This is a genomic window from Nonomuraea sp. NPDC003709 (genome assembly GCF_040610775.1).
GTDB lineage: Bacteria > Actinomycetota > Actinomycetes > Streptosporangiales > Streptosporangiaceae > Nonomuraea > Nonomuraea angiospora_A.
Genome location: NZ_JBEXMW010000004.1, coordinates 627,387 through 638,866, shown reverse-complemented (window position 1 = coordinate 638,866; position 11,480 = coordinate 627,387). Strand labels below are relative to the sequence as shown.

The window sequence follows — 11,480 nt, the reverse complement described above, 5'->3', positions numbered from 1 at the left end:
CGGGTGGTCAGCGGTCCTCGAAGGAGGAGGGCACCATCACGCGCACGCCGTTGGGGACCACGCGCAGCCGGATCGGGGTGCGCAGCCGTACCTCGCCGTCCACGTCGGCCGCCATCGGCGGGTCGGTCTCCAGCAGCATCTCCCGCCCCACCACGAACGGCCCGCCGGCCATGCTGCGCCACCGTCCGGTGGTCGCCCTGATCAGCGTCTCGCCGAGCAGGCGCAGCTTCTTGCCCGAGCCGAGCTGGTAGGCCACCAGCATGCCGTTGTCGATGCTGATGTCCTTGGCCACCTGCCAGCCGCCGTGGAAGCGGCCGTTGGCGATGTTGAGCTGGTGGGTGAGCAGCTCGTGGCGCTGCCCCTCGACCGTGATGTACGCGCGGAACGGCGTGTGCCCCGGCAGGATCGTCAGAGCGGTCAGCGGGTAGGCCGGGCGCCCCACGATGCGCTTGAGCCACGGCTTGACCTTGCCCGCCACCTCGACGGACACCCCGAAGCTGGCCAGGTTGGCGAACGGCCGGTCGTCGGCCATCCCCAGGTCGATGTCGGCCACCTTGCCCTCGGCGAACACCCTGATCGCCCCCGCCAGGTCGAGCGGCAGGCCGAGGCTGCGGGCGAAGTTGTTGGTGGTGCCCAGCGGGAGCACCCCGAGCGCCACGTCGCGGTGGGCCACATGGCGCACGGCCGAGGAGAGCGTGCCGTCGCCGCCGCCCACGACGAGCAGGTCGGGCTCGGTGGCCAGGGCCGCGTCGAGCAGCTCGCGCAGCCGCTTGGGGTTGTAGACCGACAGCTCCACCAGCGGCTCGAAGCCGAGGTTGTGGATCTGCTCGATCACCTCGAAATAGTGGCGGCGGCCGCGGCGCGAGCGAGTGTTCACCACCACTGCCACCTTGCGATCTCTCCGGATCGCCTCGGTGTGCTCGTCTTTGGTGCGCAATTCGCTCATGGTCACCAATGGTAGGCGCAGACCGCGCTGCCTATGTTCGGCCGCCGGCACGCGGAAGGCCGCCGGGACACCCCGGCGGCCTTCTTGATCGTTACTTCTTCGGCGGGACGACCTGGACGATGGCGCCCAGGTTGCCCGGAAGCGGGCTCACCAGCTTGAACTGCACGCCGAGCGCCTTGCCCTCGTCACCGGGGTTGCCGGTGCCGAGCACCGAGCCGGCGGCCACCTGGCCGTACAGCTCCGTGGCGGGGGTGCCGTCCGGGTGCACCACGCGACTGCTGTACGTCTGGTCACCCTTCGACGGCACAACCGCCGAGGCGTCGAAGTCACGGTAGTAGAGACCACTGCCGATCAGCTCGAGGCCCGGGTACCAGGTCTTCGCGTCGGTGAAGGCCGGGACGCCCTTCTGCGCGGGCAGGTCCGTGCAGTACGCGCTGAACGGCTCGCCCTCCGCCTCCAGGCACTCCTTGAACGGGTACGTCTTGCCGAACCCGAACGCGGCGTTGGACGACTGGACGCGTCCCTGGAGGTTCTTCTGCAGCGTCGGGTCCTTCTCGGCCGCGGTCCCGGTGCGGCGCAGCGGGTCGAAGTGCGAGTCCACGACCAGCAGGCTGCCCTTGGGACCGAGGCTCGGCGGGAGCCGCAGGGTGTCGCCGACGTTGTTGTTGATGAACGTCGAGTCGCGGTACCACACCAGCAGGCCCGGCGCGTTGTACTTCAGCTTCTGCACCTTCCACGCCCCGTCGCGGGAGTAGTCGGTGTCGTAGGCGTACTGCAGGCCCTTGTCGAAGCCGTCGAAGTTGCGCCACTCGGCCAGGTAGAACCGGGAGATCTCGCGACTGCCGTTGTTGCGGGTCCAGCCGGTGCCGCTGGTGTTGGTGAACGTGCCGCCGACGGCCTTCCACCCGTTGTCGCCGTTCTCGACGTCGTCGCTCCACACGGCCGTGCCGCCGTTGGTGAGCTGGAAGTCGTCGGCGTGCCAGCCGCGCTCCTGGAAGGCGGCGTCGGTGTTGTACGTCATCCGCAGCTTGATCGTCTTGCCGGCGAACGGCGTCAGGTTGACGTAGTCGTGCCGCCAGCCGCCGCTGTCACCGGTGAGGCCGTACTTCTTCTCGCCGAAGGCGTGCAGGTTGTTGTTCGGGTCCGGATAGTCGTCGGGCGTGCTGACCTCGGCGCCGGCCTCGTCGAAGACCTTCTGCTGGGCCCAGGTCTGGCCGCCGTCGGTCGAGACCTCGACGAAGCCGAAGTCCCAGTCCTGCTCGATCACGTAGTTGTTCCACATCCACAACTTGAGATCGGTGCCGGCGGGGACGGGCAGGTCGCGGGTCACCGTGAGGTTGGCCCAGTCCTGGTCGAGGCCGCTCCACCAGGCGTTCGAGCCGCTGTGGGGGTCGATCATCTTGAGCGGCGTGGAGGCCAGGTTGACCCGGACGCCGTCCTCGGTGAGCTTGGGCGTGCGCGAGGACTGTCCGACCGTGACGATCTTGGAGGCGTCGCCCGGGTTGAACGTCTTCGGGTTCGCCCAGCCGAGCACCCACTTGTCCCACAGACCCATGTGGGACGGCATCGACTGGAAGATCGGGCCGGAGTGGGAGCCGCTGGACATCAGGTCCCAGAAGTCCACGGCCGAGCTGGCCTGGCCCGAGGTGTCGTACAGGTCGGGCAGGCCCAGGTCGTGGCCGTACTCGTGGGCGAAGACGCCGACGCCGGAGTCCTCGGGCTGCACGATGTAGTTGGAGATCTTCTTGTCGGTGCCGGGGATCTTGTAGCCGCCGGCGACCGCGCTGGAGTGGGCCCAGATCGCGTACGTGCCCTCGGCGCCGCCGTCGGACGACTTGTCCTTGCCGGCGTGCACCAGCACCAGGTGGTCGATCACGCCGTCGGGCTCGTTGAAGTTGCCGTCACCGTCGGCGTCGGCGACGTCCTCGACGTCGTAGTCCGCCCACGGGAAGCTCGGCTGGGCCTTGACCAGGCTCTCCACCACGTCGATCGGCAGCTGCTGGGCGCCGCGCGGGTTGTCGGGGTGGCCGGACATGTCCTGCGGAGGAGCGCCGCAGGCCGCGGCGCCGTACCAGGCCTCGGAGTGCGGGACCTTGATCCAGCCGGCCGCCGAGCCGGTGACGGAGTAGGCGCCCTTGGACATCTCCTCGTACATCTTCTTCATCGTGTAGCCGGAGATGTCGATGCCGGGCTTGCCGTCGCGCGGGTCCTTCAGGTCGGGGCGGACGCGCTCGGTGATGCCCTTGTCGGTGTAGAGCATCTTGTTGAAGTGCTCGGGGCTGAAGTCCTTGACCCAGAAGGAGTTGTTGTCCTTGTGCGGCAGCGTGGCCGGGTTGGGGATCTTGTTGTGGAGGGGCCCGCTCTTGAGCGTGCCGGGCGGCTCCACCACGCAGTCGTTCGCGTCGCTGTCGGTCGTGCGCGGCCGGTTGAAGCCCGAGAAGTCGTCGTTGGCCTGCTCGTTGAACTCGACGAGGATCGTCAGGAGCTTGGCCGTGCGGGTCTGCTTGGAGTTCTTGAAAATCCATTCAGCGGGATTACGGCCGGTCCTGATGGCCTCGTTCTCGCGGGCGGCGAGAATGCGGCCGGCGGCCGGATTTCCACTGGTGAACTTGCGGTCGAACTTCTGTGCCGGACTGAGCGAGCGCTGGTTCTTGTCGTTGACCGACGGCTCCTGCGGGTCCTTCTCGACCGCCGGAGGAGCGTAGTTGATGTAGTAGTCCGCGGCGGTGGGCTCGTAGTTCGCGACGGACGCCGCCTGAGCCGTGGGCGCGGACAGGGCGGCGCCGAGAAGGGCGACCGCCGGCAATGCTGCTAATAAGCGCTTCGTGCTGGGCACCAGGAACCCTCTCTGCCCGGGGTCGCCGGGCGCATGGCCATAGGGGTGTGCAATGCCGGACGTTAGAGGGTGCTTCAACGAATAGTAAAGTACGTCGTTGAAATGTGATCAAAGGGGGACATTTAGCGCACCGTTGGCATAAGGAATCAGAACAATATGAGCCAGGCCACGATCCCGCCCGCGACGGCGCCGCCATAACAGATCACCGCGATGACCAGGTCGAACCTGGCGATGCCGAGCACCTCCTCACTGGTGAACCTGATCCGGTGCGCGGCGTGGAAGAGGCACAGCACGGCGACCCCGAGCAGCGCGAGCCGTACCGGCACGGGGTCGAGCAGCGCGCGCAGCTGCTCGGGGGCGGGCCAGTCGACCACGCCGAGCGGCATGAGCACCCCGAAGAGCAGCACGAGCACCGGCAGCACGAGCGCCGCCACCACTCCCCCGCCGCTGAAGAGCAGCCACAGGTACGGCTCCAGGGTGCGTCTCATGGCGACCTCAGGATGAAGTAGGCGATCAGGAGGGAGATCGCCACCCACGCCGAGTGGTTGCCGCCCTGGATCATCCAGGCGGGCACCCGCCAGCCATCCAGGCGGACGACCGTGGCCTTGGGGGCGAGGTTGAGGAACGTGATCGTGTGGAAGACGGTCGCGGCCAGCGCTAGCACGTTGATCGCGATCATCCACGGCCGGGCGGCCAGCTCGGCGAACTCCTGGAGGGCGCCGCCGCGCACCGCGTCGGCGAACATCAGCACGAAGACGATCGACCAGGCCACGAAGACGCTGGTCAGCTCGCGCAGCACGAACACCGCGCAGTGGCGGGTGCGGACGAACCAGAGGTTGTCGCGCGGCGGGCGGTAGGCGGTCGTCATCGCCTGCTCCACGGCAGGACCGAACGCAGGGCGGCGGTCAGCTTGTAGCGCTGGATGGCCTCGGCCGGGTCCACGTGCTTGGGGCAGACCCGCGTGCACTCGCCGACGAACGTGCACCCCCAGACGGCGTCCTCCTGGTTGAGCACGTCGAACCGGTCGCCCATGTCGCGCGAGTCCAGGTTGTAGCGCTGGGCGAGCGCGATGGCGGCCGGGCCGAGGAAGTCGGGGTCGAGCACGTAGACGGGGCAGGCCGAGTAGCAGAGCAGGCAGTTGATGCACATGCTGTACTGCTTGTACGCCTCCAGCTGCTCGGGCGTCTGGGCGTACTCGGCGGTCAGCGGCAGCTCTTCGCCCTCCCTGATCAGCCAGGGCCGCACGGACGACAGCTTGGCCAGGAACCCGTCGATGTCCACGACCAGGTCCCTGATGACCGGGAAGCCCTTCAGCGGCTCGATCCTGATCGGGCCCGCGCCGAACTCGGTGAGGAAGGTGCCGCAGGTCAGCCTGGGCTCGCCGTTGACGGTCATGCCGCACGAGCCGCACACGCCCATCCGGCACGACCAGCGGTACGACAGGCTGCCGTCGAGCTGGTCCTTGATGTGGTTGAGGCCGTCGAGGACCGCCCAGTCGGCCATGAGCGGCACGTCGTACCCCTGGAACACCGGCTCCTCGTCCTCGCCGGGCCGGTACCGGGCCACCTCGACCCTGATCGTCGCCGTCCCATCAGTCACGTCCGTACACCCTTTCTCCCGGAGGCCAGCGGGTGATCGTCACGGGGAGCAGCCCGACGGACGGGGTGCCGTCGGGTGCGCGGTGCACCAGGGAGTGCGCGAGGTAGGCGGCGTCGTCCCTGGCCGGGAAGTCGGTGCGCTGGTGCGCGCCGCGCGACTCCTGCCGGTTCAGCGCGCAGGCCACGATGGTCTGCGCGACCTCCAGCATGGTGTGCAGCTCCTGAAGGTTGATCAGCTCGGTGTTGAACGCGGTGCTCGTGTCGTCGATGCGGACCTCCTCGGCGCGCTCGCGCAGCTCCGCGAGCGTGTCGACGGCCTTGGTGAGCACGTCGCCCGTGCGGTAGATGCCGGCGGCCCCTTCCAGGGTGTGCTGCATCTCCTCGCGCAGGTCGGCGATCCGCTCACCGGTGCTGCTGCCCTCGCGGACGCGTTCCAACCGGCGCCGCTCGTCGGCCCCCTGGCTCCGCACGGCGGCCGGCTCGCCGTCCCGGTGCGACCTGGCGAACTCGGCGGCGGCGATCCCGGCCCGGCGGCCGAAGACCAGGCACTCGGGCAGCGAGTTGGAGCCGAGCCGGTTGGCGCCGTTGATGCTCACGCAGGCGGTCTCCCCGGCCGCGAACAGCCCGGCGACGGGGGTGGCGCCGTCGATGTCGGTGTGGACGCCGCCCATCATGTAGTGCACGACCGGGCGCACCGGGATGAGGTCGGTGGCCGGGTCGAGGTTCTGGTAGCTGCGGCACAGCTCGCGCACGAACGGGATGCGGGCGTCGATCTTGCCCTCGCCCAGGTGGCGCAGGTCCAGGTAGACGACCGGGCCGTACGGGGTGTCCACCGTGCGGCCCTTCTGCTGCTCGTGCACGAACGCCTGGGAGAGGCGGTCGCGCGGGCCCAGCTCCATGCTGCGCAGCTTCGGCGTGGGCGTGGGCTTGCCGAGGTCGTAGTCCTGCAGGTAGCGGTAGCCGTCCTTGTTGATCAGCCAGCCGCCCTCGGCCCTGGCCGCCTCGGTGATGAGGATGCCGGTGAACGGCAGGCCCGTGGGGTGGTACTGGACGAACTCCATGTCCTTCAGCGGCGCTCCCGCCCGGTAGGCCAGGGCCATGCCGTCGCCGGTCTTGATGGCGGCGTTCGTGGTGAAGGGGAAGACGCGGCCGCAGCCGCCGGTGGCCAGGATGACGGTCCTGGCGGCGATGGTCTCGATGCGGCCGGTCCTGATCTCGACGGCCACGACGCCGTGGACGCGGCCGTCGTCGACGACGAGCTTGGTGACGTACCACTCGTCGTACCGCAACACGTCCTGATATTTCAGGGTTGTTTGGAACAAGGTGTGCAAGAGGTGGAAGCCCGTTTTGTCGGCCGCGTACCAGGTGCGCATCTTCTTCATGCCGCCGAACGGGCGGACCGCCACGCGCCCGTCGCTCTCCCGGCTCCAGGGGCAGCCCCAGTGCTCGAGCTGGATCAGCTCCTCGGGCGCCTCGGCCACGAACGCCTCGACGGCGTCCTGGTCGCACAGCCAGTCACCGCCGGAGATCGTGTCGTAGCAGTGCTCGTCGAGCGTGTCGCCGACGCCGATCACCCCGGCGGCGCCGCCCTCGGCGGAGACGGTGTGGCTGCGCATCGGATAGACCTTCGAGACGACCGCCACCTTCAGGGACGGGTCACTCTCGGCGACCGCGACGGCCGCCCGCAGGCCCGCTCCGCCTCCTCCGACGATGAGCACGTCGATCATTACGTCACTTCCCGTGGTCGGGTTGTATCGGGTCCTTCACCCGTTTGCCGTCGTGCCGGATGGCGGACAGGTGGATGCTGCCGTCGTGGTACTCGTGCCGGATCCGGCGGCAGCCGCAGTCGAAGAACTGGTCACGGATCACCAGGCCGTAGCCGTCGTCGTCGACGAGGCGCTCACCGCCGGACTTCTTCCCGCAGGGGGCCGTCTCGGGGGTGAAGGGGATTCGCGTGCCTGACATCGCCGATCTCCCTAGATAGGCGAAATTTCATGATCAGTCGGGATTCTCCGGGCGAGGCTCGGCCTCGGAGGCTTCGTCGGGCTCAACTACTGAAGGCAGCTCCGCCTGCTCGCGGGGGTAGTGCAGGTCGAAGGCGGGCCGTTCGGAGCGGATCGGGGGCATGCTGACGAAGTTGTGGCGTGGCGGCGGGCAACTGGTGGCCCATTCGAGGGAGCCGCCGTACCCCCACGGGTCGTCGAGGGTGACCTTGGGCGCGTACTTGGCCGTCTTCCAGACGTTGTAGAGGAACGGCAGCGTCGAGGCCCCGAGCAGGAACGCCCCGGCGGAGGAGAACTCGTTGAGCGCGGTGAAGCCGTCGCCCGGGCTGTAGTCGGCGTAGCGCCTGGGCATGCCGAGCATGCCGAGCCAGTGCTGCACCAGGAACGTGGTGTGGAAGCCGATGAACAGCGTCCAGAAGTGCACCTTGCCCAGGCGGTCGTCGAGCATCCGGCCGGTCATCTTCGGCCACCAGAAGTAGAAGCCGGAGAACATCGCGAACACGACCGTGCCGAAGACGACGTAATGGAAGTGCGCGACCACGAAGTACGTGTCGCTGATGTGGAAATCGAGCGGCGGCGAGGCCAGGATGACCCCGGTGAGCCCGCCGAGCAGGAACGTCACCAGGAACCCGACGGCGAAGAGCATCGGCGTCTCGAAGCTCAGATGGCCCCGCCACATCGTGCCGATCCAGTTGAAGAACTTCACCCCGGTCGGCACCGCTATGAGGAACGTCATGAGCGAGAAGAACGGCAGCAGCACCTGGCCGGTCGGGAACATGTGGTGGGCCCACACGGTCATCGACAGCCCGGCGATGGTGATCGTCGCGCCGACGAGCCCCAGGTAGCCGAACAGCGGCTTGCGGCTGAAGACCGGGATCACCTCGGAGATGATCCCGAAGAACGGCAGCGCGATGATGTAGACCTCGGGGTGGCCGAAGAACCAGAACAGGTGCTGCCAGAGCAGCGCGCCCCCGTTCTCGCTGTGGAAGACCTGCGTGCCCAGCTTGCGGTCCGACTCCAGCACCAGCAGCGCCGCGGCCAGCACGGGGAACGCCATCAGCACCATCATGCTGGTCAGCAGCACGGTCCAGGTGAACAGCGGCACCCGGAACATGGTCATGCCGGGCGCCCGCATGCCGATGATCGTGGTGATGAAGTTGACCGAGCCGAGGATCGTACCGAGACCCGACAGCGCCAGGCCCATGATCCACAGATCGCCGCCGATCTGCGGCGAGTACAGCGCCGTCGACAGCGGCGTGTAGGCGAACCAGCCGAAGTCCGCCGCCCCGCCCGGGGTGAAGAACCCGGCCACCACCATCAGCCCGCCGAACAGGAACATCCAGTACGCGACCGCGTTCAGCCGGGGGAAGGCCACGTCGGGCGCGCCGACCTGCAGCGGCATGACCACGTTCGCGAACCCCGCGAACAGCGGGGTGGCGAACAGCAGCAGCATCACCGTGCCGTGGATGGTGAACAGCTGGTTGTACTGCTGCTGGTTGACCAGCTGCATGCCGGGGGAGACGAGCTCGGCCCTGATGACCATGGCCATGAGGCCGGCCACGAGGAAGAACCCGAACGAGGTGATCAGGTAGAGATACCCGATGACCTTGTGGTCGGTCGTCGACAGCCAGGAGGCGAGGACGGTCCCGGTGCGGCGGCGCCTGACCTGCTCGATCGAGGTCTCGCGAACAGTCGTCACGGCTGCTCCCTCCAGTGCGGAGTGCTACCTGCGACGGACCGCTGGACGCCGCCCACCTCAGGCGCGATTCGGCTACCTGCGGCGGACCGCCGGATGCGGCCCACCATGGCCTGCCCCGATCTACCCATTCCACGCCAAGCAGCGCCGCTCGGGAAGACGTTCTTTGACATTCGCACCGGAAGGTTTGACATGCGGGCGCGGCATGCGACCCATGCGTGATCGTCGCTGGTGGATCGGCTGAATCCGGCCTAGCGTTTCCAGGCGTGCCCATGACGCTCGGATTTCACCTGCCCAACGGCTACGCCGGCGCCGACCGGCGCGGCGCCGCCAGGATCGCCGCGCTGGCGGAGGAGCTGGGCTACGACTCGCTGTGGACGGCCGACCACGTGGTCCTGCCCAGCCCCCGGGTCGATCCCTCGCCGCTCGAACCCGGCGCGCCGCTGCTGGACGCCGTGGTCTCGCTGGCGTTCCTGGCCGCGCACACCGAGCGGATCCTGCTGGCCACCGGCTGCGTGGTGCTGCCCCAGCGCGACCCGCTGGTGCTGGCCAAGCAGCTGGCGAGCGTGGACGTGCTCAGCGGCGGACGGCTGGTGTTCGGGGCCGTGGCCGGCTACCTGGAGCCGGAGTTGCGCGCGCTCGGCGTGCCCCTGGAGGGCCGCGGCGAACGTACGGCCGAGTACCTGCGGGCGATGCGCGCGCTGTGGGAGCAGGACGAGCCCGCCTTCCACGGCCGGTACGTCTCGTTCGAGGGCGTCGACGCCCACCCGCGCCCGCTCGGACGCGTGCCGGTCGTCATGGGCGGCCACACGCGCGCCGCGCACCGGCGGGCCGCCGAGCTGGCCGACGGCTGGTACGGCTGGATGCTGGGCCTGCGGGCGGCGGCGGCCCAGATCGAGTCCGTACGCGCCGAGGCCGCGGCGGCGGGCACGACCCCGCACATCTCGGTCACCCCGGCCCGCCCCCTCGACCCCGGGACCGTGCGCGCCTACGCGGACGCGGGGGTGGACCGGCTCATCCTGGCCCACCGGCCCGGGCTGTCACTGGCGGAGGTGGAGGACTTCCTGCGCCGCAACGCCCCCGGCCGCCTCCTCGCCTGACGCGCCACATGTCCCACATTGCGGATATCCGCAGGCTCACCGGGTGAGGTCTTCTATCCTTCGTAGCCGGACCCGACTTCGGAGGAGAAGATCCCGTGACTGCTCAGGCTGACTACGCCGCCCTCGTCCAGCGAGGGCTCTCGCTCGACCTCACCAGGGGCAAGCCGTCGCCGCGCCAGCTCGATCTCTCCAACGACCTGCTCAAGCTGCCCACGTCCTACCGGGCGGCCGACGGCACCGACGGCCGCAACTACGGCAACCTGCAGGGCCTGACCGAGCTGCGCGAGCTGTTCGCGCCGCTGGTCCAGGTGCCCGCCGGCCAGCTCGTCGTCGGCGGCAACTCCAGCCTGGCCCTGATGCACGACACGATCGTGCACGCGCTGCTGACCAGGGTGCCGGGCGCCGCGCGGCGGTGGGTGGAGGAGCCGGAGGTCACGTTCCTGTGCCCGGTCCCCGGATACGACCGGCACTTCACGATCACCGAGCGGTTCGGGATCAAGATGGTGCCCGTCCCGATGAACGCCGAGGGCCCCGACATGGACGTGGTCGAGCGCCTGGTGGCCGCCGACGCGAGCGTCAAGGGCATCTGGTGCGTGCCGAAGTACAGCAACCCGTCCGGCGTCACCTACAGCGACGAGACGGTCCGCAGGCTGGCCGCCATGCCGGCCGCCGCGCCCGACTTCCGGATCTTCTGGGACAACGCGTACGCGGTGCACCACCTCACCGACACCCCGGACGAGCTGGCCGACCTGCTGACTCTGGCCGCCGAGCACGGCAACGCCGACCGCGTGTTCGTCTACGCCTCCACCTCCAAGGTGACGCTGGCGGGCTCCGGCGTGTCCTTCTTCGGCTCCTCGCCCGCGAACGTCGAGTGGTTCCTGCACAACACGGGCAAGCAGTCCATCGGCCCCGACAAGCTCAACCAGCTCCGCCACGTCGAGTTCCTGGGCGACCCGGCGGGCGTGGCCGCGCACATGCGGCGGCACGCGGAGCTGATCGGGCCGAAGTTCGAGCTGGTCGACAAGGTGCTGACCGAGCGGCTGGGCGACCTCGGCACCTGGACGAGCCCCGCGGGCGGCTACTTCATCAGCCTGGAAGTGCCGCACGCCGCCGAGGTGGTGGCCAGGGCCAAGGCCGCGGGCATCGCGCTGACGCCCGCGGGCGCGACGCACCCGTACGGCAAGGACGCCGCCGACCGCACGATCCGGATCGCCCCGACCTTCCCCGGGCTGGACGAGCTGGAGCAGGCCATCGAGGGCCTGGCCGTCTGCGCCCGCGCGGTGGCGGAGGAACTGGGCTGA

General features: G+C 69.1%; 10 protein-coding genes. 2 read left to right on the top strand and 8 right to left on the bottom strand.

All coding sequences use genetic code 11. The features are described from left to right. Window positions 1-7 precede the first annotated feature (7 nt). From ABZX61_RS15675 to ctaD, 8 genes are all read right to left on the bottom strand, one after another. Complete coding sequence (locus ABZX61_RS15675) at window positions 8-946, bottom strand: diacylglycerol kinase family protein (RefSeq protein ID WP_350722214.1); 939 nt, start codon at window positions 944-946, stop codon at window positions 8-10. Between the two features lie 91 nt (window positions 947-1,037). Next, entirely contained in the window at window positions 1,038-3,782 is a 2,745-nt protein-coding gene (locus ABZX61_RS15670) for an immune inhibitor A domain-containing protein (protein WP_355194944.1), read from the bottom strand. 146 nt (window positions 3,783-3,928) lie between these two features. Further along, complete coding sequence (gene frdD, locus ABZX61_RS15665) at window positions 3,929-4,270, bottom strand: fumarate reductase subunit FrdD (protein WP_355194942.1); 342 nt, start codon at window positions 4,268-4,270, stop codon at window positions 3,929-3,931. Continuing rightward, window positions 4,267-4,650: a hypothetical protein gene (locus ABZX61_RS15660; protein WP_355194940.1), complete on the bottom strand. Its 384-nt coding sequence runs from the start codon at window positions 4,648-4,650 to the stop codon at window positions 4,267-4,269. The genes frdD and ABZX61_RS15660 overlap by 4 nt, the downstream gene beginning before the upstream one ends. Continuing rightward, a complete protein-coding gene (gene sdhB / locus ABZX61_RS15655; RefSeq protein WP_350722219.1) occupies window positions 4,647-5,381 on the bottom strand; it encodes a succinate dehydrogenase iron-sulfur subunit in 735 nt (244 codons plus the stop codon). Before sdhB ends, ABZX61_RS15660 begins: the two co-directional genes overlap by 4 nt. Continuing rightward, window positions 5,374-7,107 (bottom strand): fumarate reductase (quinol) flavoprotein subunit, encoded by a 1,734-nt coding sequence (gene frdA / locus ABZX61_RS15650; RefSeq protein WP_355194938.1) that lies wholly within the window; start codon window positions 7,105-7,107, stop codon window positions 5,374-5,376. Before frdA ends, sdhB begins: the two co-directional genes overlap by 8 nt. Window positions 7,108-7,111: 4 nt before the next feature. Next, a complete protein-coding gene (locus ABZX61_RS15645) occupies window positions 7,112-7,345 on the bottom strand; it encodes a hypothetical protein (protein ID WP_350722223.1) in 234 nt (77 codons plus the stop codon). Between the two features lie 33 nt (window positions 7,346-7,378). Next, complete coding sequence (ctaD, locus tag ABZX61_RS15640) at window positions 7,379-9,082, bottom strand: cytochrome c oxidase subunit I (protein WP_350722225.1); 1,704 nt, start codon at window positions 9,080-9,082, stop codon at window positions 7,379-7,381. A 269-nt stretch (window positions 9,083-9,351) separates the two neighbouring features. On the opposite strand from ctaD, the gene ABZX61_RS15635 reads away from it, so the two are divergent. After that, complete coding sequence (locus ABZX61_RS15635; RefSeq protein WP_355195190.1) at window positions 9,352-10,179, top strand: TIGR03619 family F420-dependent LLM class oxidoreductase; 828 nt, start codon at window positions 9,352-9,354, stop codon at window positions 10,177-10,179. A 95-nt stretch (window positions 10,180-10,274) separates the two neighbouring features. After that, a complete protein-coding gene (locus ABZX61_RS15630; RefSeq protein ID WP_355194936.1) occupies window positions 10,275-11,480 on the top strand; it encodes an aminotransferase class I/II-fold pyridoxal phosphate-dependent enzyme in 1,206 nt (401 codons plus the stop codon).